The organism is Serratia sp. 1D1416 (genome assembly GCF_003641105.1).
GTDB lineage: Bacteria > Pseudomonadota > Gammaproteobacteria > Enterobacterales > Enterobacteriaceae > Serratia > Serratia ficaria.
Genome location: NZ_CP032738.1, coordinates 2,009,176 through 2,029,961 on the forward strand (window position 1 = coordinate 2,009,176; position 20,786 = coordinate 2,029,961).

The window sequence follows — 20,786 nt, forward strand, 5'->3', positions numbered from 1 at the left end:
GTTAAATTAGTCTGTTTTTTGAGCCAGAGGAATGGGTATGTTTTTGCAAATACAGGATATTATTGATCTGCAGACCCTCGTTGAATCCGAGCAGGTTGAGTTTAAGTTGGCAGGTGGCAAAGACGGCAAAGGTGAGTTACCAAAGGATTTCTGGCCGACCTATTCTGCTATGGCCAATGGAAGAGGTGGCTGGGTTATCTTGGGTATCAAAGAACAGGGTGGTGAATTCACGCCCGTTGGCGTAGTTGACCCCCAAAAGATTAAAACTGATTTATTCAATCAACTGAACGACCGTGATCGTGTCAGTGCCAATGTTCTTCAATCCGAGAAAGACGTGCAGTTAGTGAACTTACAGGGCAGGGATGTTCTGGCAATACACATTTCTCCCGCTACGCGAAAACAAAAACCTGTTCACTTAAAAAAATCACCTTTTGGTAACACCTATCAGCGTCTACATGAAGGTGATCGCATTTGTGATGATATGACGGTTAAGCGCATGCTTGCTGAGCAGATCCACGACAGTCGTGATAATGAAGTCCTCTCCGAACATTATGGTTTTGACGAAGATATTGATCTCGACAGTCTGAAAGTTTACCGCAACCTGCTTTCGTCAAATAATCCACAGCACCCCTATCTCGCCTGCGAGCTTTTTGAGTTACTCAAGATGGTCGGTGGCTGGCGTAAAGACCGTGAAACGGGAAAGCAGGGTATTACACTTGCGGGAATTTTGATGTTTGGTAAGTGGGAGGCCATTACTGCTGCTTTACCTAACTATATGGTGGATTATCAGGAGCGCCCGGAGGCCAAAACGGAACTGCGCTGGGTCGATAGGATAACCCCTGACGGTACGTGGTCTGGGAATCTATTTGATTTTTATCGTAAAGTTTATCAAAAACTTGTTGCCGACCTTAAAGTCCCTTTTACCCTTGAGGAAGGTCAGCGTAAAACCGATACGCCTATCCACATTGCATTACGTGAAGCGTTGGTCAATGCGCTGGTACACGCTGATTTTTCAGATCGGGTTTCCATTCTGATTGTTAAACGACCTGATATGTTTGGTTTTCGAAACCCGGGACTTATGCGCTTGCCACTGGAAGATGTGGTTGCGGGGGGCACAAGCGACTGCCGTAATCGCCTTCTGCATCAAATGTTTCTGCTCATTGGACTGGGTGAGAAAGCCGGTTCAGGCATGCCCAAGATTTTCAGTGGCTGGAAATCGGCTAACTGGCGAACGCCAAAGTTATGGGAAAAAACTATCCCAGCGCAAACTTTACTCGAGCTTTCTACTGCGAGCCTTATTCCACAGCACATTCTTGACGTGTTGCACCAGCAATTTGGTGAGCGGTTCGAGCTGCTAGATGACTTTGAACAGGTCATTATTGCAACGGCAGCTATTGAAGGCTGGGTGAATCATGAGCGCGCCTGCCAGCTGACAACTAAGCATCCACGGGAAGTCACACTGACACTACCCCGGCTGGAAAGTAAAGGCTTCCTCACCGCCGGCGGCGAGCAGAAGAGTAAGCATTACACGCTGCCAGGTGTTTCAGTAATGACCCCGGATGAAGTTTTCACACAGGGAGCAGTTAATGTGCTAAGCAGCTCCACATATTACGGAGAGGGCTCCACACTTAAAGATCAGCGCTCCATATATAGCGAGGGAGGCATGACACAAAACGAGATCATGCCAGAGCGTGCGGCGATGAGCATGTCTGATATAGAGGATGGTCATCAATGCGTTGTTAGGGATGAATATGGACGAATATTAAACCGCTTCATCGACTTACCCTACATTGACTCCGTAGCTCATCTGACGCAACCGTTCCGAGATATGTTGTTCGCGCAAGCCGCAATCCCGCGTGAAAAATTGCGCCTCGGAGACAAGGAGCTGATGAAAACTGTAATATTGACTGTATGCCAAGGGCATTTTATTTCAGTATCTGCGTTGGGGGACATTCTGAACCGTAACCCCAACGCGCTGCGCCAGCAGTATCTAAAGCAACTGGTGGATCATGGGCAACTGAAACTGGCATTTCCTCAGTACAAAAACCATTCTAAGCAAGGATACAGTACGGTTTAAGGGAGTACTGATCTGCTCCCCATTGATTAATACGCTGAGATGCCAGTAATGTCCGCATTTGGCACAAACCCGCCCATCAGATTGGCTCCATGCCGTAGCTGTGCGAGATCAAGTCTGCGCTATCAACTCATCGCAACCTATGCACCACCTGGTTGCTGCTACCGCGCCAGATCAGCGCTGGGTCTTTCAAATCCTGCACGAACTTGCCGTCGATCAGCACGTTAATTATGTCCACCACCTGCATTTGCTGCGCGTCCAGCTCCGCCAGCCGGTAGCCGGTCCACAGCCAGATATCCTTGCCGGGGCACTCGGCGCGCACCCGTTTCACCAGTTGCAAGATGCTCGGCACGTTGGCCGGGTGCAGCGGATCGCCGCCGGAGAGCGACAGCCCCTGACGTGGCACGCGCGCATCGTTCAGATCGGCGATGATGCGGTCTTCCAGCTCCGGGGTAAACGGCTGGCCGGAGTTGAGCCGCCAGGTGCTCTTGTTGTAGCAACCGGGGCACTGGTGCACGCAGCCGGCGACGAACAGCGTGCAGCGGGTGCCGGGGCCGTTGACCACATCTAGGGGATAGTACTGGTGATAATTTATCATTTTTTCTGGTTGCAGGGGTTCAGTGTATGTTTAGTGGCAAAGTTGTCTTTTCGCCCGAGATACCCGGGCTTAGCGCCCCGAGGGGCGCTCCGGCGGCAAGCCGCTACGACCCCTTCGGCACGCTTTCCCTAATAATTGGCTTTATCAGAGCTCTGTATACTGAACCCGCTCATCAGGGTTAAACGGGGCACCTCAGCCGAGCCGCCCGTTGTCGAGGTGCTTCACCCGCCGTTTCACCTCTTCCTGCTTGCCGGCGTTGAACGGCCTGGCGTCCGGGCTGCCGAGGTAGCCGCACACCCGCCGGGTGACCGACACCTTGGACGGCTCGTGGTTGCCGCATTTCGGGCAGGTGAAGCCCTTGCTGGTGCAGGAAAACTCGCCGGTGAAGCCGCATTGGTAGCACTCGTCGATCGGCGTGTTGGTGCCGTAATAAGGCACCCGGCTGTAGCTGTAGTCCCACACGTCTTCCAGCGCCTTCAAATTGTGCTGCAGGTTGGGGTATTCGCCGTAGCAGATGAAGCCGCCGTTGGCCAACGGCGGATAGGGCGCCTCGAAGTCCAGCTTGTCGTACGGATTGACCTTTTTCTCCACGTCGAGGTGGAAGCTGTTGGTGTAGTAGCCCTTGTCGGTCACGCCCGGCACCACGCCGAAATCGGCGGTGTCCAGCCGGCAGAAGCGGTCGCACAGGTTTTCGCTCGGCGTGCTGTACAGGCTGAAGCCGTAGCCGGTTTCCGCCTTCCAGCCGTCGGTGGCGGCGCGCAGCCGTTCGACGATCGCCACCGCCTTGGCGCGCAGCGTTTCGTCGTCGTAAACGTGGGTGCCGTTGCCGAACAGCGCGTTGATGGTTTCGTGCAGGCCGATATAACCCAGCGAGATAGAGGCGCGGCCGTTCTTGAAGATGTCGGCGATGTTGTCGTCGGCCTTCAGCCGCACGCCGCAGGCGCCTTCCATGTACAAGATTGGCGCCACGCGCGCCTTGATGCCTTCCAGCCGGGCGATGCGCGTCATCAGCGCCTTTTTCGCCAGCAGCAGGCGCCGATCGAGCAGGCTCCAGAAGCGCGACTCATCGCCCATCGCCTCCAGCGCGATGCGCGGCAGATTCAGGCTGATCACGCCGATGTTGTTGCGGCCGTCGTGCACCAGCTCGCCGTTTTCCTCGTAGGTGCCGAGGAAGCTGCGGCAGCCCATCGGCGTCTTGAACGAGCCGGTGACCTTCACCACCTGATCGTAATTGAGGATGTCCGGATACATGCGTTTGCTGGCGCACTCCAGCGCCAGCTGCTTGATGTCGTAGTTCGGATCGCCGTACTGGTGGTTGAGGCCGTCGCAGATGGCGAACACCAGCTTGGGGAACACGGCGGTCTTGCGGTTCTTGCCCAGCCCGGCGATGCGGTTTTTCAGGATCGAACGCTGGATCAGGCGCGATTCCCAGCAGGTGCCGAGGCCGAAGCCGAAGGTGACGAACGGCGTCTGGCCGTTGGCGGTGTGCAGGGTGTTGACCTCGTATTCCAACGACTGGAAGGCGTCGTAACACTCTTTCTCGGTGCGCGCCATGGCGTAGCCCTGCGCGTCCGGGATCTGCCATTGTTCGGCCACTTCGCGGTGCTTGCGGAAGCTTTCGCTGACGAAGGGCGCCAGGATCTCGTCGATGCGGTTAATGGTGGTGCCGCCGTAAATATGGCTGGCGACCTGGGCGATGATCTGCGCGGTAACGGCGGTGGCGGTGGAGATCGACTTCGGCGGTTCGATCTCGGCGTTGCCCATCTTGAAGCCGTTGGTCAGCATGCCTTTCAGGTCGATCAGCATGCAGTTGAACATCGGGAAGAACGGCGCGTAGTCGAGGTCGTGGTAGTGAATTTCGCCGCGCTCATGGGCCAGCACCACGTCGCGCGGCAGGATGTGCTGCTTGGCGTAGTGTTTGGCGACGATGCCGGCCAGCAGATCGCGCTGGGTCGGGATCACCTTGCTGTCCTTGTTGGCGTTTTCGTTCAGCAGCGCGCGGTTGCTTTGTTCCACCAGGCCGCGGATCTCCTGGTTCAGCCGCCCGCGCAGCTCGCGCGCCACGTCGCGATCGTGGCGGTATTCGATGTAGGCGCGCGCCAGCTGCTTGTATTCGCCGGCCATCAGCTGGTTTTCCACCGCCTGCTGAATTTCATGGATATCAACGTGCTGCCGCCGCTCCATGCGCTGAGCGACCACGCGGGCGACGGTGGCGCAGTAGTCGGCGTCGACCACCCCGGCCGCCAGGGCGGCACGTTCAATCGCCTGCGCGATGCGCGCTTCGTCAAAAGGTACCTGGCAACCGTCCCGTTTAATCACTACTGGTTTCACGTTGTGACTCCTTGTTTCCCGAGGGATAGGTTATCCACAGGGCGAAGCCGCAGCGCGCAAGGGCTGCGGCGGCGTGTGGATGATTTTGTGGATAACTACTATATATAGGTGTTTGCGATTATTAATGCACTATATATAGATATCGGCGGGATTCTTTTGATGTAGGACAAGGAAAATTCAACGGCGGGCGCAAGCTGTACAGACGTCAATCGCCCGCCGGCTGCGGGCGGAAATGTTCAAGCAAAAAATCGACCCAGACGCGGACGCGCGGCGGCAGATCCGCCGAGGCGTAATACAGCCACAGCTGAACCGGGCGCGGCCAGCAGGCGGGCAGCACCGGCTGCAGGGTGCCCTGTGCGAAGTGCTTTTCGGCGTACCAGTGCGCCAGGTTGGCGATGCCCAGGCCGGCAAGCGCCGCGTCCAGCAGCATCTCCGGGCGGCTGGCCATCAGGCGGCCATGCAGATCCAGCGTCAGCGGTTGGCCGCGTCGCTGCAGCTGCCACTTTACGCTGCGCCCGTTGGCCGGGTTGCGGTGCAGCAGGCAGTCGTGCTGCGGCAGATCCTGAGGATCCTGCGGCGCGCCGCGCTGCGCCAGGTAGCCCGGCGAGGCCGCCAGCACCATCCGCATCGGGTACAGCGGCCGGGCCACCAGCCGGCTGTCGGGATCGATCCGGCTGCCGATGCCGACGTCGAAGCCTTCGCCCACCAGATTAACCACCCGCGCATCCAGCGAAAGATCGAGATCGATCTGCGGGTAACGTTGCAGAAACAGCGGGATCAAAGGCATCAGCATCTGGCGGCCGAAGCCGGGGATCATGCTGACGCGCACGGTGCCGGCAGGGGCCTGCCGCACGCCGCCGGCGTTTTCCAGCGTGGCGGACAGCGCCTGCCACAGCGGCGCCACCTGCGCCAGCAATGCTTTGCCTTCGTCGGTCAGCACCACGTTGTGGGTGTTGCGCTGGAACAGACGCAGCGCCAGCTTTTCTTCCAGCACGCGAATGTTTTTGCTGACCGCCGCCGGGGTGACACCCAGCTGGCGCGCAGCGGCGGAAAAGTTTTGCGTCTGGGCGGCGGCGAGAAACGCCGGCAGCAGACGATGTACGTCAAAGGGCAGCGACATGGCGGTTGATACTTTTAGTTGAAATTGATGTAACCCATCACAGCCTACACCCGCGGCGGCGGAAATGGAAAAATGCGTTATCAAATCTCAACCAAGGATGTTGTATGTCACGCATTTTAGTTTTGACCGCCCACCGCACGCCCGACGAATCGCGCATCAACCAGGCGCTGATCGCAGCGCTGCGCCCGCTGCCGAACGTTACCCTGCATGAGCTGATCCGCGCTTACCCGGATTATCGCATCGACGTGGCGCGCGAGCAGGAACTGCTGGAAGCCCATGACGCGGTAGTGATGATGTTCCCGTTCTACTGGTACAGCTCGCCGGCGATCCTCAGCGAATGGCAGGACGCGGTATTAACCTACGGTTTCGCCTACGGCAGCGAAGGCACCCGGCTGCACGGCAAACCGCTGCAGCTGGTGGTGAGCACCGGCGGCAACGCGCAGGCCTATACGCCGGAAGGTTACAACCGCTATCCGGTGGCGGATCTGCTGCGCCCGTTCAACGCCATGGCCAACCTGACCGGCATGGATTACCTGCCGCCGCATTTGGTGCAAGGGGTGTTTGACATGAGCGACGAACGGCTGGCGCAAGAGGCCGCCGGCGTGGTGCAACTGCTGCAAAAATTGTAGGGCGCAGCGGGGGGCTGCGCCCGTGAGGGAAGGCTTTAGTCTTCCAGCAGCCACCATACCGCTTCGAACGGCCGCAGAGTAAGCGCCTGCGGCTGGTCCGCCGCATCGGCGTAGTTGCTCATCAGCGGGCGCCACTGGGCGGAGGGCTCCACGCCTTCCGCGCCCCACGCCTGCGGTTCGCGGCTGAGGTTGGCCGCCACCAGCAGGCGCTGGCCGTTCCAGCTGCGCTGGTAGCACCACAGCGCCGGGTGCGACGGCGCCAGATCCTGATAGTCGCCGTGGGTCAGCAGCGGGTACTGCTTGCGCAGGGTGATCAGCTGGCGGTAGGCGTAAAATACCGAGTCCAGATCGGCCAGCGCCGCTTCGGCGTTGATCTGCGGATAGTTTTCCGCGCAGCCCAGCCAGGGCGTGCCCTGAGTGAAACCGGCGTTGGCCGCCGCGCTCCACTGCATCGGCGTGCGGCCGTTGTCGCGCGATTTGCCGGCCAGGATCGCCAGCAGCTCGGCGTCGCTCTTGCCCTGGGCGCTCAGCTCGGCGTACATGTTCAGGCTTTCCACATCGCGATACTGGCCGATGTCGCGGAAGCCCGGGTTAGTCATGCCGATCTCTTCCCCCTGATAGATATACGGCGTGCCCTGCATGCCGTGCAGCACCATCGCCAGCATTTTGGCGGCCGGCACCCGCAGCTCGCCTTCGTCGCCGAAGCGGGAAACGATGCGCGGCTGATCGTGGTTGCACCAGAACAGCGCGTTCCAGGCGCGGCCGTGCATGCCTTGCTGCCAGTGGCGGAAAATCCGCTTCAGCTCCACGTAGTCCGGCGCCGCCAGCGTCCATTTTTCTCCGCCGGCGTAGTCCACCTTCAGGTGGTGGAAGTTGAAGGTCATCGACAGCTCTTCACCGCTCTGCGCCGCGTATTGTTGGCAATGCGCCAGCGTGGTGGAGGACATCTCGCCCACGGTCATCAGGCCGCGCGGCTGGAACACCTCGCGGCTCATCTCCTGCAGGAACTCGTGAATGCGCGGGCCGTCGGTATAGAAGCGGCGGCCGTCGCCCTGGCTGTCGGACGGGAAATCCTGCCGCTTGGAGACCAGGTTGATCACGTCGAGGCGCAGGCCGTCGACGCCCTTGTCGGCCCAGAATTGGCAGACCTTCTTCAGCTCCTCGCGCACCGGCGGGTGCTCCCAGTTCAGGTCCGCCTGCTCGGTGGCGAACAGGTGCAGGTAGTACTGGCCGCTGTCGGCGTGCCACTGCCAGGCGTTGCCGCCGAACTTGGAGCGCCAGTTGTTCGGCGGTGCGTCGCCTTCGCCGTCGCGCCAGACATAGAACTGGCGGTAAGGGCTGTCGCGGTCCTGCGCGGCCCGGAACCAGGGGTGCTCGGTGGAGGTATGGTTGAACACCATGTCCATCACTATGCGGATGCCGCGCCGGTGGGCGGCGGCGATCAGATTGTCGAAATCCGCCATGCTGCCGTAGGCCGGGTCGATGGCGCAGTAGTCCGCCACGTCATAGCCGTTGTCCACCTGCGGCGAGACATACACCGGCGTCAGCCAGATGGCGTCGACGCCCAGCTCCTGCAGATAGTCCAGCCGCCGGGTGACGCCGGCCAGATCGCCGTAGCCGTTGCCGGTGCTGTCCTGAAAGCTCTTCGGGTAAATTTGGTAGATGACGCCGTTCTGCCACCAGGGGGTTGGGTTGCTCATAGCTGTATACCTTTGAATCGTGACAACGGGCCGTACCCTTCATCTTTCAAACTGCAGCGTTGTTGGCTGCTGGCGCTGCACCCCAGTCACTTACTTGAGTAAGCTCCTGGGGATGCAGCTCGAAAGCTATAGGGTATTTTCAGCCCCTACATTCATATCGCGTAAATCAAACCGGCAGCTCGCCGCGGGCGGCCTTGCGCTTGTAGACCATAATGGTCAGCACCAGCGGGATCACTACCGCCACCAGGATCGCCAGCGAGTAGATCAGCCAGAACTGCGGCTTGATCGACAGGATGCCCGGCAGGCCGCCGACGCCGATGCCGTTGGCCATCACGCCGTCCAGGCCGCAGATCAGGCCGGCGAAGGCCGAGCCGATCATCGCGCACAGCATCGGGAAGCGGTACTTGAGGTTGATGCCGTACATCGCCGGTTCGGTCACGCCGAGGTAGGCGGAGATCGCCGCCGGCACCGAAATTTCGCGCTCGTTGGCTTTGCGGCTGATGATGATGATGCCCAGCACCGCCGAGGCCTGCGCGATGTTGGAGAGCGCAATCAGCGGCCACACCGGGGTGCCGCCCATGCTTTGGATCATCTGCATGTCGATGGCCAGGGTGGTCTGATGCACGCCGGTGATCACCAGCGGCGCATACAGGAAGCCGAACAGCGCGGCGCCGATCGGCGCGAAGCTGCCGGTCATTACCGCTTTCACCGCCCAGGCCACGCCGTCGCCGATCATGCGGCCGAACGGCCCGATCAGCGCGTGCGCCAGGAACACCGCCAGCAGCAGGGACACTACCGGCACCACCACCAGATACAGGTAGTCGGGCACGATCTTTTTCAGCCGGGTTTCAATCCAACCCAGCGCCATACCGGCCAGCATGGACGGGATCACCTGCGCCTGATAGCCGACCTTCTGAATGGCGAACCAGCCGAAGTTCCACACTTCCGGGATCTGCTGGCCGAGCTGATAGGAGTTCATCAGCTGCGGCGACACCAGGGTCACGCCCAGCACGATGCCGAGCACCGGCGTGCCGCCCATTTTTTTCACCGTCGACCAGCAAATGGCCACCGGCAGGAACATGAAGATCGCTTCGCCGAGCAGCCACAGGAAGTCGTAGATGGTTTTCCACGCCGGGTGCATCTGCGCCAGCGTCTGGCCGCCGGACATCGGGATGTCGCCGATCACGTTGCGGAAGCCGAGGATCAGACCGCCGCTGATCAGCGCCGGCAGCAGCGGGAAGAAGATTTCGGCGAAGTGGGAGATGGCGCGCTCGCTCCAGGTCATGTTCTGCCGCGCGGCGACCTTGGCCTGCTCCTTGTCGGCTTCGTTGACGCCGGTGGTGGCGATCAGCGCCTGGTAGTAATCGCCGACCTCGGGGCCGATCACCACCTGGAACTGCCCGGCGTTGGTGAAGCAGCCTTTCACCATCGGCAGCTCTTCGATTTCTTTCGGTTTGGCCTGGTTGGGATCGTTGAGGACGAAACGTAATCGGGTAATACAATGGCTGACGGTGGCGATATTCTCGCGGCCGCCCACCAAAACAATCAGGCGATCGATGTCCTGCTGTTTTACTTTGCTCATTATTGGATACCTTTATTGGCTAAGGCGCAGAGGTGTTGGCTGAGTAATGATCAAAGCTTAGTCATTCGGCTTTTTTTATGAAATGGGAACGTTCCCGGTTTGGGGCGAGGATCACAAAATGACAAAATATGTGCATTTTTCACTCAGGAAAGTTTGCTGGGCACCACAATGCGCCGAATGCCTTGCTCGCCGCTGAGCTGAGCCAGCAGCTGTTGCGCCGCCTGCAGGCCGGCGCTGCCGTAGCCGAATTCGACCGACAGGGTGTCGGGGAACAGGAAGCTGAGCAGCGGGGTGTTGCCGATGGCGCACACCTGAATGCGCTGCGCAGGCTGCTGCTGCAGGTATTTGATGGCGCCCAGGGCGATGCTGTCGGAGGCGCAGATCAGCGCGCTGGTTTGCGGGTCGATCACCTCGGCGGCGCGCTGGAAGCCGCTCTGGTAATTCAGTTCGCCCAGGGCCGCGCGCGGCGCCAGCTGCAGGCGCTCGCAGGCGGCGAGATAGGCCTGATAGCGGCGCTGGCCGGTGGTGGCGTCGCTCAGCTGCACGCCGAGGTAGCTGATATGTCGATGCCCCTGTTTATGCAGGCGGTCCATCAGCAGGTTGACCGCGCCGGCGTCGTCGTAGCAAACGGAAGAGAAACCGTCGTACTCGCGCACCATCACCACCATTTTTTCCTGCCAGGGGCTGAGCATCGCCGCGCTCAGCCCGGTGAAGCCGAACAGGATCACCCCGTCGACGTTGCGCTGCTGCAGCACGTGCAGGTGTTCCTGCACCAGGCGGGTTTCGAACTGGCTCTCCATCACGATCGGGTCGAAGCCCTGCTGATACAGCAGCGGCAGCATGGTGCGCACCGCCTGATTTTCAGACGGCGAATCGAGGCGCGAAACGATAATGCCCACCACCTTGTCGCTTTGGCCGCGCATGGCGCGCGCCGACTTGGAGGGGGTAAACCCCTGCTGACGGATCACCGCTTCCACCCGTTCGCGGGTCTGCGGGCTCACGCTGCCTTCGTTGTTCAACACGCGCGATACGGTGGATTTTCCTACGCCGCTCAGGCGTGCGATGTCCTTGATGGTCAGCCGGTTTTGCATGGTTTACATTTCGTTGAGGTTAACAGGCGTAAACTTGCCGCCTGTGATTAATGCTCGTCAGCATAGCCTATTTTCCCCCTGGGATCTTGATGCAATGCGGCGATTGCGGCACTGCGCTGAACGGCCGCTCCTGTCGTTCGATCTTTTCATTTACCGGAGGTTATTCCCCATATGGACCCCGATCCGACCGCTTTAGACACTCACTCGGTTTACCGGTAAAACCTCTCCGCCTGGCGCTGCTGTTTTACCGGTGATGTAAACGGTAACCGGTAGCGCACGCTCTGTCGTTCGCTCCTGCTGTTATGAAAAACAAGGATCTGCTCCGGCAGCGGTTTTTGGCGCGCCCAAAACCTGGCCCCGGGCGGTCCCGCGTTCACCCGCCGCCGTGAGGCGCCGGGCGACGAGGTGCGAACCATGAAACTCAAAAAACTTCCCCGTCAGCTGCTGGGCACGCTCAGCCGCAACCTGCCGCGCCGCCTGGTGCGGCGCGACAGCCTGCTCGATGGCGTCAGCGGCGCGGCGAATGCCGCCATGCCGGCCGGTCTGGCGCAGCAGCGCCTGGCGTGCGCCGCCGCCGATGCCATGGCGCTGTACGAACGTTTTCACAGCCACCCGGAAGGCATCACCGCCCACGAGGCGGAGCTGGCGCGCCGGCGCTGCGGCGAAAACATCATCGACGATCGGCAGCAAGAGGCCTGGTGGCAACACCTGTGGCACTGCTATCGCAACCCGTTCAACCTGTTGCTGACCGCGCTCGGCATGATCTCTTACGCCACCGAGGATCTGACCGGCGCGCTGGTGATCGCCCTGATGGTGGCGATCTCCACGCTGCTGAATTTCATTCAGGAGGCGCGCTCCAACCGGGCGGCGGATGCGCTGAAGGCGATGGTCAGCAATACCGCCACGGTTTACCGCAGCGACGCGATCACCGGCAAAAGCGAGCATGTTGAACTGCCGATCTCGCAGCTGGTGCCGGGCGACATCATCAAGCTGGCGGCCGGCGACATGATCCCGGCGGATCTGCGCGTGCTGTCGGCCAAGGATCTGTTTATCAGCCAGGCGGCGCTGACCGGCGAATCCCTGCCGGTGGAGAAGGGCGCCGCGCCGGGCGAGCGGGCGGAGGATCCGCTCGACTGCCGCAACCTGTGCTTCATGGGCACCAACGTGGTGAGCGGCACCGCGCTGGCGATGGTGATCGGCACCGGCGGCGGCACCTACTTCGGCCAGCTGGCGCAGCGCGTCACCAGCCAGGACGAGCAGCCGAACGCCTTCCAGACCGGCATCGGCAAGGTCAGCTGGCTGCTGATCCGCTTTATGCTGGTGATGACCCCGATCGTACTGCTGATCAACGGCTACACCAAGGGCGACTGGTGGGAGGCGGCGCTGTTTGCGCTGTCGGTGGCGGTCGGGCTGACGCCGGAAATGCTGCCGATGATCGTCACCTCGACGCTGGCCAAAGGGGCGGTGAAGCTGTCGCGCCAGAAGGTGATCGTCAAACGGCTGGACGCCATCCAGAACTTCGGCGCCATGGACATCCTGTGCACCGATAAAACCGGCACCCTGACCCAGGACAAAATCGTGCTGGAGCGCCACACCGACGTGTTTGGCGCCAGCAGCGAGCGGGTGCTGCGCTACGCCTGGCTCAACAGCTTCTACCAGACCGGGCTGAAAAATCTGCTCGACGTGGCGGTGCTGAGCTGCGCGGAGCAAAACCGCCAGCCGGAGGCGCTGCAGCACTACCGCAAAGTGGACGAGATCCCGTTTGATTTCGAACGCCGCCGCATGTCGGTGGTGGTGGCCAGGGACAACCACTATCACGAGCTGGTGTGCAAGGGCGCGCTGGAGGAAATGCTGGCTGTCTGCCGCCACGTGCGGCAGGGCGATGAGGTTCAGCCGCTCAGCGAGGCGCTGCTGGCGCGCATTCGCCGCATTACCGACGATCTCAACCAGCAGGGGCTGCGGGTGGTGGCGGTGGCCAACAAGATCCTGCCGGCGCAGCCCCATGAATACGGCGTGGCGGATGAGTCGGATCTGATCCTCGAAGGTTACGTCGCCTTTCTCGATCCGCCGAAAGAGAGCACCGCTCCGGCGCTGGCGGCGCTGAAGCAAAACGGCATCAGGGTGAAGATCCTCACCGGCGACAACGCGCTGGTGGCCGCCAAGGTGTGTCGCGACGTCGGGCTGGAGGCGGATCATCCGCTGTGCGGGCCGGAAATCGAACGGATGAGCGACGAGCAGCTGGCGCAGGCGGCGGCGCACACCACGGTGTTCGCCAAGCTGACGCCGCTGCACAAGGAACGCATCGTTAAACTGCTGCGCGGCCAGGGGCACGTGGTGGGCTTTATGGGCGACGGCATCAACGACGCGCCGGCGCTGCGCGCGGCCGATATCGGCATCTCCGTCGACTCGGCGGTGGACATCGCCAAGGAAGCGGCGGACATCATCCTGCTGGAAAAAAGCCTGATGGTGCTGGAACAAGGGGTGATTGAAGGGCGCCGCACCTTCGCCAACATGCTGAAGTACATCAAGATGACCGCCAGCTCCAACTTCGGCAACGTGTTCAGCGTGTTGATCGCCAGCGCCTTCCTGCCGTTCCTGCCGATGCTGCCGCTGCACCTGCTGATCCAGAACCTGATGTACGATATTTCGCAGATCGCCATCCCGTTCGACAACGTCGACGACGATCAGATAACCCGGCCGCAGCGCTGGAACTCCGGCGATATCGGGCGCTTTATGGTGTTTTTCGGGCCGATCAGCTCGATCTTCGACGTGCTGACCTTCGGCCTGATGTGGTGGGTGTTCAAGGCCAATACGCCGGAAATGCAGACGCTGTTCCAGTCCGGCTGGTTCGTTGAAGGGCTGCTGTCGCAGACGCTGATCGTGCACATGATCCGCACGCGCAAAATTCCGTTTATCCAGAGCCGCCCGTCCTGGCCGCTGTGCATCATGACCCTGGCGGTGATCGTGACCGGCATCGGCCTGGTGTTCTCGCCGCTGGCCGGTTTCCTGCAGCTGCAGGCGCTGCCGCTCGGCTACTTCCCATGGCTGGTGCTGATCCTGGCGGGCTACATGGTGCTGACCCAGTGCGTGAAGGGTTGGTTCGTGCGCCGCTACGGCTGGCAATAATCTCCGCGCCTCTCTTCCGCACGGAAGAGGGGCGATTGTGATCCAGCCCGCTTTTTCACCGCCGCAGTTGGACATCGGTTTTATCCTCGGTCTTTATCTACAGCGTTGGCTGTTTTTATTGATGTTTTCCTCTGAGGAATTTCCGATGCGCAGACCTTTCCGTTATACGCTACTGGCTTCATCGTTATGGTTTTCTTGCGGCGCGCTGGCGCAGCCGGCCGGCGAGCTGCCGCTGATGCCCTGGCCGCAGCAGGTTGAGCCGGCTCAACCGGCGGGCAGGCTGGCGCTGGATCACCGGCTGTCGTTAAGCCTGCAGGGCGACGACCTGGGCGACGCGCTGCCGCGCTGGCGCCAGCGCATCGAACTGCAAACCGGCTGGACCCTGGCGCCGCAGGCGGAAAGCGCCGGGGGCGCGGCCATCGACATCGTCATCAAAGACAAAGTGGCGGCGCAGCCGCTGCCGGGCAGCGACGAGAGCTACCGGCTGACGGTCGCCCCTCAGGGGGTTACCCTCACCGCCAACACCCGCTTCGGCGCGCTGCGCGGCATGGAAACCCTGCTGCAGCTGCTGCAGACCGACGGAGAAAACACCTTCCTGCCGCTGGTGAACATCACCGACGTGCCGCGTTTCCCGTGGCGCGGCGTGCTGCTGGATTCGGCGCGCCATTTCCTGCCGGTGACGGATATTTTGCGCCAGCTCGACGGCATGGCGGCGGCCAAGCTCAACGTCTTCCACTGGCACCTGACCGACGATCAGGGTTGGCGCTTCGCCTCGCAGCGTTACCCCAAGCTGCAACGGCTGGCCAGCGACGGCCAGTTCTATAGCCGCGAGCAGATGCGGCAGGTGGTGGCCTACGCCACGGCGCGCGGCATCCGCGTGGTGCCGGAGATCGACCTGCCGGGGCACGCCTCGAGCATCGCGGTGGCCTACCCGGCGCTGATGAGCGCGCCGGGGCCGTACCGCATGGAGCGCCAGTGGGGCGTGCACAAGCCGACGCTCGATCCGACCCGCGACGAGGTTTATCGGTTTGTCGAGACGATCATCGGTGAACTGGCGGCGATCTTCCCGGATCCTTATCTGCATATCGGCGGCGATGAGGTCGACGCCAGCCAGTGGAAAGCGTCGCCGTCCATTCAGGCGTTCATGCGGCGACATCAGCTGGCGGATACCCACGCGCTGCAGGCCTACTTCAACCAGCGGCTGGAAAAAATCCTCGAGAAGCACCAGCGGCAGATGGTCGGCTGGGACGAGATTTATCACCCGTCGCTGCCGCGTTCGATCGTGATCCAGTCCTGGCAGGGACAGGATTCGCTCGGCGCCAGCGCGCAGGACGGCTATCAGGGCATTCTGTCGACCGGTTTCTACGTCGACCAGCCGCAGAGCACCGCCTATCACTACCGCAATGAAATCCTGCCGCAGCCGTTGGGGGTGGAAACCGCGGTGCAGCCCGGCGAGCAGGCGCAGAGCTGGCGGTTCAGCATGCCGCGCCTGAAGGGCAGCGCGGTGGCGGGCAGCTTTACCCTGATCGAGGGCCGGCAGGGCTGGCGCGGTTTTATCGACTTCGACGGCAAGTCGCGCCGCGCGCTGCACGACATCGTCTGGCGCACGCCGCAGCAGGTCAGCTTCCGTCTCGACACCTGGATGGGCGACACGCGGCCGGTATTTACCCTGCAGCAGGATAAGCTCAGCGGCTACACGCTGGTCGGCAACGTGCGTTACCCCACCAGCGGCAGCAAATTGGCGGCTGTCCCGCCGGGCAAAGCGCCGGTGGTGCCGGACGAGAAGCGGCAGGCCAATATTCTCGGCGGCGAGGCGGCGCTGTGGGCGGAAAACGTTCGCGCGCCGCTGCTCGATCTCAAGCTGTGGCCGCGCGGCTTTGCGGTGGCGGAGCGGCTGTGGTCGGCTAAAGACGTCACCGACGAAAGCAACATGTACCGGCGGCTGGCGGCGATCGACGCCTGGTCGGTGGTGTCGGTCGGCCTGCAGCAGCACGCCGAAACCGCGCGCGAGTTCACCCGGCTGGCCAACAGCGTGGAGATCGCGCCGCTGCAGATCCTGGCCGAGGCGCTGGAGCCGGCGCAGTACTACACCCGCCAGCACCTGAAGTTCAAGGCGGGCAATTATCATCAGTTCGAGCCGCTCAATCGCTTCGCCGACGCCCTGCCGCCGGAAAGCAACGCGGTGCGCGAGATGGGGCAGCAGGTGGCGGCGCTGTTGCGGGACAAGAACAACCGGGCGGCGGCGCAGGCGCTGCGCGAACGCCTGCTGCGCTGGCAGCTGAACGGCGCGCCGGCAAAAACGTCGATCGCCGGCAACCGGGTGATGCAGGCGTTGGCGCCGGTGGCGCAGGACGTCGGTGCGCTGTCGACGCTGGGGCTGATGCTGCTGGAGCGCTACCGGCAGGGCAAACCGCTGAGCGGCGCCGAGGCCGAACAGGCACAGCGGCAGCTGGATGCGGCGGCGCAGGTGCGCGACGAGGTGGTGATCGCGGCGGTGTATCCGCTGGAGGCGCTGCTGCGCGGCCTGCGGGCGGAATAACCGTGGCGGGGCGCGGCAGGCCGAGCCCTTAAAGCGCCAGCGGCGGCAGCTGTTTGAAAATGCTGACCAGCCCTTCGCCCCAGCCTTTGCGGATGGCGCTGAAGTGCGGGTGATCTTCGGTGATGCGGTATTGCTGGGCGCTGCTGAAGCTGCCGCGCGGGTAGATCATCACGTCGAGCGGCAGGCCGACCGACAGGTTGCTGCGCAGGGTCGAATCCAGCGAGATCAGCGCGCACTGCATCGCCTGCTCCAGCGGGGTGTCGTAGTTCAGCACCCGGTCGATGATCGGCTTGCCGTATTTGCTTTCGCCGATCTGGAAGTAGGGGGTGTCGCGGGTGGCTTCGATAAAGTTGCCCTGCGGGTAGATATGGAACAGCCGCATCTCTTCGCCGCGGATCTGGCCGCCGAGCAGCAGGTTGCAGCTGAAGTCGGTGGTGCTGCCGCTCTGCTGCGCCTCGCTGTCGCGCTGGATCACTTCGCGCACCGTTTCGCCCACCAGGCTGGCGGCTTCGTACAGGCTGGGCGCGTTGAGCAGGCTGGGGCGCTCGGCGTCCTGGCTGCGGCGCAGCAGCAGGCTGATGATGCTCTGGGTGGTCGCCAGATTGCCGGCGCTCTGCAGCACCAGCGTGCGTTCGCCGTCCTGCTGGAACACGTGCAGTTTGCGGAAGGTGGAGATATGGTCCACCCCGGCGTTGGTGCGCGAATCGGAAGCAAAGACCAGCCCGGACGACAAGCGCATGGCCACACAATAGGTCATACCACAATTCCTCGATACAAGACTGGCACGCCGCCAAACGCCAGCGTGCCCGAAACTTTCGCCGGCGGCAAGCGGCTACTGGCCGGCCGGCATCATCTGCACCGCGGCGACGGTGCGCATGTCCTCGCAGCCGCCGCCCAGCCGCATGCCGCGCACCGGGCAGGCGTCCAGGTAATCGATGCCCACCGCCAGTTTGAGGTGCTGATTCGGCAGGCGGGTGTTGTTGGTAATGTCGAAGCTGTGCCAGCGGTCTTCCACCCAGGCCTCCGCCCAGGCGTGGGTGGCGACGTGGGTGGAGTCTTCGCTGTACAGATAGCCGCTGACGTAGCGCGCCGGAATGTTCAGGCTGCGGCAGCAGGCCAGAAATACGTGGGTATGATCCTGGCAGACCCCGCTGCCGGTGGCGAAGGCGTCGACGGCGCTGTCGGTCACCTGGGTGGCGCCCGGGCTGTAGGGCATTTTCAGCAGCAGCTCGCCCATCAGCCGTTCCAACCCGGCCAGCACCGCCTGCGGCTGGTGGTAGCGCAGGGCGAAGGCCTGGATGGCGGCGTCGGGCTGGGTCAGCGGGCTGTAGCGCAGGAACACCAGCGGCGACAGATGGCCCAGCGCCAGATCGTCGACGCCGTCTTCGATTTCCACCACCCCGTGCGCCTGAATGGTGATCGCCTGATGCGGCTCGTCGAGCGTCAGCACGTGCAGCACGTTGCCGAAGGCGTCGGTGGTGCGCACCGCGTGCTCCGGCAGCGTCAGCTGCCAGGAGAGAATGCGCTGGTGCCGGGAATTCTGCGGCGTCAGCCGCAGGTATTGGGTGCTGCGCTGCACCTGCTGCGCGTAGCGGTAATGGGTGCTGTGCTCAATGTTCAGTTTCATTGCGCCTCCAGATAGGTGTGGTGAATGCTTTCGGCAATGCCGCTGACCTGCCCGAGGAAGGCGTCCAGCCAGTCGTTCAGGCCGATCCGGTTCAGATCCTTCATGCTGCTGAAGCGCAGCTCGGCGTGCAGGGTGTGCGCCAGGCGGCGCGGCCGATTGGCGCTGTCGCCGCCGATCTGCTCCAACTGCTGCACCATGTCGCCGACGCAGGCCAGCAGCGAGCGCGGGATCTCGTTGCGCAGGATCATCAGCTCGGCGATGGTTTCCCGGCTCAGCTGCTGCTTGTAGATGCTGTGATAGGCTTCGCGCGCGCTCACCGCCCGCAGCAGCGTGTCCATGCGGTAGTATTCGCGCACCGGGTCGCCGTCGCCGTCCATCAGCGCGTTCTTCACCCCCAGCAGGCGGGCGGTGCCGTCGGCCCGCTCCAGCAGGGTGCCGAGGCGAATAAAGCACATTGCGTCGCTGCGCAGCAGGGTGCCGAACATCGCGCCGCGGAACAGGTGCGAGCGCTCCTTCACCCAGTCGAAGAAGGCGTCGGCGCCGACCGAGCCGATGCCCTGGCGGCGGATCAGCTTCATCTCGATCCAGGTGGCGTTGATGCTCTCCCAGACTTCGGAAGACAGGCTGCCGCGCACCGCGTGGGCGTTGTTCCAGCCCATCTGCAGGCAGCTGTAGATGCTGCTGTGGTTGCGGCTGTCTAGGGCGAAGAAACTCACCAGGTTGGCCATCGTCAGCTCGGGGTAGGCGGCGGCGTACAGCTGGCCGGTGCCGGTAAGATCGAGCGGCACCTGCAGATCCCGATCGCCGCCGTCGCGGATCGGCATCATCGACAGCTTGTTGGTGACGTCGAGCACCCGGGCGATGCTTTCCGCCCGCTCCAGATAGCGGGCCATCCAATAGAGTTCACTGGCGGTGCGGCTCAGCATGCGTCGTCCTCCAATACCCAGGTGTCCTTGGTGCCGCCGCCCTGCGACGAGTTCACCACCAGCGAACCTTCCGCCAGCGCCACCCGAGTCAGGCCGCCGGGCACCAGGCGGATCTCCGCGCCGCTCAGGGCGAACGGCCGCAGGTCGATATGGCGCGGCGCCAGGCCGTCGTTGACGAAGGTCGGGCAGGTGGAGAGCGCCAGGGTGTTTTGCGCGATGTAGTTCTGCGGCCGGGCCTGCAGCAGCGCGCGGAAGGTGGCGATCTCGTCCTTGCTGGCCGCCGGGCCGATCAGCATGCCGTAGCCGCCGGCGCCGTGCACCTCTTTCACCACCATCTGCTCCAGGTTGGCCAGCACGTACGACAGCTCGTTCGGGTGCCGGCACTGCCAGGTCGGCACGTTGTTGAGGATCGGCTCTTCCTGCAGATAGAAACGCACCATGTCCGGCACATAGGGGTAGATCGACTTGTCGTCGGCCACCCCGGTGCCGATGGCGTTGGCCAGCACCACGTTGCCGGCGCGGTACACCGACAGCAGCCCCGGCACGCCGAGCATCGAATCCGGGCGGAACGCCAGCGGATCGAGGAAGGCGTCGTCCACCCGGCGGTAGATCACGTCGACCTTGCACGGCCCGGCGGTGGTGCGCATAAACACCGCGCCGTCCTTGACGAACAGGTCGGCGCTTTCCACCAGCTCCACCCCCATCTGCTGCGCCAGGAAGCTGTGCTCGAAGTAGGCGCTGTTGAAGCGGCCGGGCGTCAGCACCACCACGGTCGGATCGTTTTTCGGCGAGCTTTCGCGCAGGGTCTGCAGCAGGTGCGAGGGGTAGCGCTCCACCGGCGCGATGCGCTGCCGGGCGAACAGCTCGGGGTACAGCCGCATCATCATTTTGCGGTTTTCCAGCATGTAGGAAACGCCGGACGGGGTGCGCAGGTTGTCCTCCAGCACGTAGTACTGGCCGTCGCTGTTGCGCACCATGTCCACGCCGACGATATGTGCATAGATATTGCGGTGTAGATCGACGCCCTGCATGCAGGGCTGATATTGATCGTTGGCCAGCACCTGCTCCGCCGGAATGATGCCGGCTTTCAGAATGTGCTGCTGGTGGTAGATATCGTGCAGGAAAGCGTTCAGCGCCTGCACGCGCTGGCGAATGCCGCGATCGAGCATCGCCCATTCGGCGGCCGGGATGATGCGCGGCACGCTGTCGAACGGGATCAGCCGCTCGGCGCCGTCGTCTTCGCCATAGACGTTAAAGGTAATGCCCACCCGGTGAAACAGCAGCGCGGCCTCTTCCCGCTTGCGTTGCACGGCCTGGTGGTCGGCCTGCTGCAGCCAATGCCAGTAAGCTGCGTAATGGCCCCGGTGTTTCCCCTCAGCCAGAAGCATCTCATCAAAAAACGGTGAAGCGGACAGATTGATATTCAGCATCGTCACCTCGTCG

The 20,786-nt window shown here is 62.3% G+C and carries 14 protein-coding genes; 4 read left to right on the plus strand and 10 right to left on the minus strand.

The annotated features are described in order from the left end of the window. Positions 1-37: 37 nt before the first annotated feature. Positions 38-2,077 carry an RNA-binding domain-containing protein gene (locus tag D7I37_RS09585; RefSeq protein WP_129543601.1) on the plus strand — a complete coding sequence of 680 codons (2,040 nt, stop codon included), beginning with the start codon at positions 38-40 and terminating at the stop codon, positions 2,075-2,077. Between the two features lie 127 nt (positions 2,078-2,204). Here the strand turns inward: D7I37_RS09585 and nrdG are convergent, their stop codons facing one another. From nrdG to D7I37_RS09600, 3 genes are all read right to left on the minus strand, one after another. Continuing rightward, a complete protein-coding gene (gene nrdG, locus D7I37_RS09590) occupies positions 2,205-2,669 on the minus strand; it encodes an anaerobic ribonucleoside-triphosphate reductase-activating protein (RefSeq protein ID WP_129544761.1) in 465 nt (154 codons plus the stop codon). A gap of 195 nt (positions 2,670-2,864) precedes the next feature. Continuing rightward, entirely contained in the window at positions 2,865-5,003 is a 2,139-nt protein-coding gene (gene nrdD, locus D7I37_RS09595; protein ID WP_129543602.1) for an anaerobic ribonucleoside-triphosphate reductase, read from the minus strand. Between the two features lie 205 nt (positions 5,004-5,208). After that, a complete protein-coding gene (locus D7I37_RS09600) occupies positions 5,209-6,123 on the minus strand; it encodes a LysR family transcriptional regulator (RefSeq protein ID WP_095095506.1) in 915 nt (304 codons plus the stop codon). Between the two features lie 104 nt (positions 6,124-6,227). Between D7I37_RS09600 and D7I37_RS09605 the strand changes: the two genes are divergently transcribed. After that, on the plus strand, positions 6,228-6,752 hold the full coding sequence (locus D7I37_RS09605) for an NAD(P)H-dependent oxidoreductase (RefSeq protein WP_061799806.1): 525 nt from the start codon (positions 6,228-6,230) through the stop codon (positions 6,750-6,752). A 35-nt stretch (positions 6,753-6,787) separates the two neighbouring features. Here the strand turns inward: D7I37_RS09605 and treC are convergent, their stop codons facing one another. The 3 genes from treC to treR form a co-directional block, all read right to left on the minus strand. Further along, positions 6,788-8,452: an alpha,alpha-phosphotrehalase gene (treC, locus tag D7I37_RS09610; protein ID WP_129543603.1), complete on the minus strand. Its 1,665-nt coding sequence runs from the start codon at positions 8,450-8,452 to the stop codon at positions 6,788-6,790. Between the two features lie 166 nt (positions 8,453-8,618). Then, positions 8,619-10,034 (minus strand): PTS trehalose transporter subunit IIBC, encoded by a 1,416-nt coding sequence (gene treB / locus D7I37_RS09615; protein ID WP_129543604.1) that lies wholly within the window; start codon positions 10,032-10,034, stop codon positions 8,619-8,621. 143 nt (positions 10,035-10,177) lie between these two features. Continuing rightward, complete coding sequence (treR, locus tag D7I37_RS09620; protein ID WP_095095518.1) at positions 10,178-11,125, minus strand: trehalose operon repressor TreR; 948 nt, start codon at positions 11,123-11,125, stop codon at positions 10,178-10,180. Positions 11,126-11,539: 414 nt separating this feature from the next. Here treR and mgtA point away from each other — a divergent pair, with 414 nt between their 5' ends. Both mgtA and D7I37_RS09630 read left to right on the plus strand, forming a co-directional pair. Then, positions 11,540-14,251: a magnesium-translocating P-type ATPase gene (gene mgtA / locus D7I37_RS09625; RefSeq protein WP_129543605.1), complete on the plus strand. Its 2,712-nt coding sequence runs from the start codon at positions 11,540-11,542 to the stop codon at positions 14,249-14,251. Between the two features lie 145 nt (positions 14,252-14,396). Continuing rightward, a complete protein-coding gene (locus D7I37_RS09630) occupies positions 14,397-16,790 on the plus strand; it encodes a beta-N-acetylhexosaminidase (protein WP_129543606.1) in 2,394 nt (797 codons plus the stop codon). Positions 16,791-16,818: 28 nt separating this feature from the next. Here the strand turns inward: D7I37_RS09630 and D7I37_RS09635 are convergent, their stop codons facing one another. From D7I37_RS09635 to D7I37_RS09650, 4 genes are all read right to left on the minus strand, one after another. After that, positions 16,819-17,547, minus strand: coding sequence for a proteasome-type protease (locus D7I37_RS09635; RefSeq protein WP_061799797.1), 729 nt, complete (start codon positions 17,545-17,547; stop codon positions 16,819-16,821). A gap of 75 nt (positions 17,548-17,622) precedes the next feature. Continuing rightward, positions 17,623-18,417 carry a transglutaminase family protein gene (locus D7I37_RS09640; RefSeq protein WP_061799796.1) on the minus strand — a complete coding sequence of 265 codons (795 nt, stop codon included), beginning with the start codon at positions 18,415-18,417 and terminating at the stop codon, positions 17,623-17,625. Continuing rightward, on the minus strand, positions 18,414-19,343 hold the full coding sequence (locus D7I37_RS09645; RefSeq protein ID WP_095095527.1) for an alpha-E domain-containing protein: 930 nt from the start codon (positions 19,341-19,343) through the stop codon (positions 18,414-18,416). The genes D7I37_RS09640 and D7I37_RS09645 overlap by 4 nt, the downstream gene beginning before the upstream one ends. Further along, positions 19,337-20,773 carry a circularly permuted type 2 ATP-grasp protein gene (locus D7I37_RS09650; protein ID WP_061799793.1) on the minus strand — a complete coding sequence of 479 codons (1,437 nt, stop codon included), beginning with the start codon at positions 20,771-20,773 and terminating at the stop codon, positions 19,337-19,339. Before D7I37_RS09650 ends, D7I37_RS09645 begins: the two co-directional genes overlap by 7 nt. Between the last annotated feature and the right edge of the window lie 13 nt (positions 20,774-20,786).

Coding starts and splice junctions, on each gene's coding strand:
- D7I37_RS09585 (WP_129543601.1), top strand. CDS start 38: ATGTTTTTGCAAATACAGGATATTATTGATCTGCAGACCCTCGTTGAA.
- D7I37_RS09600 (WP_095095506.1), bottom strand. CDS start 6,123: ATGTCGCTGCCCTTTGACGTACATCGTCTGCTGCCGGCGTTTCTCGCC.
- D7I37_RS09605 (WP_061799806.1), top strand. CDS start 6,228: ATGTCACGCATTTTAGTTTTGACCGCCCACCGCACGCCCGACGAATCG.
- treC (WP_129543603.1), bottom strand. CDS start 8,452: ATGAGCAACCCAACCCCCTGGTGGCAGAACGGCGTCATCTACCAAATT.
- treB (WP_129543604.1), bottom strand. CDS start 10,034: ATGAGCAAAGTAAAACAGCAGGACATCGATCGCCTGATTGTTTTGGTG.
- treR (WP_095095518.1), bottom strand. CDS start 11,125: ATGCAAAACCGGCTGACCATCAAGGACATCGCACGCCTGAGCGGCGTA.
- mgtA (WP_129543605.1), top strand. CDS start 11,540: ATGAAACTCAAAAAACTTCCCCGTCAGCTGCTGGGCACGCTCAGCCGC.
- D7I37_RS09630 (WP_129543606.1), top strand. CDS start 14,397: ATGCGCAGACCTTTCCGTTATACGCTACTGGCTTCATCGTTATGGTTT.
- D7I37_RS09635 (WP_061799797.1), bottom strand. CDS start 17,547: ATGACCTATTGTGTGGCCATGCGCTTGTCGTCCGGGCTGGTCTTTGCT.
- D7I37_RS09640 (WP_061799796.1), bottom strand. CDS start 18,417: ATGAAACTGAACATTGAGCACAGCACCCATTACCGCTACGCGCAGCAG.
- D7I37_RS09645 (WP_095095527.1), bottom strand. CDS start 19,343: ATGCTGAGCCGCACCGCCAGTGAACTCTATTGGATGGCCCGCTATCTG.
- D7I37_RS09650 (WP_061799793.1), bottom strand. CDS start 20,773: ATGCTGAATATCAATCTGTCCGCTTCACCGTTTTTTGATGAGATGCTT.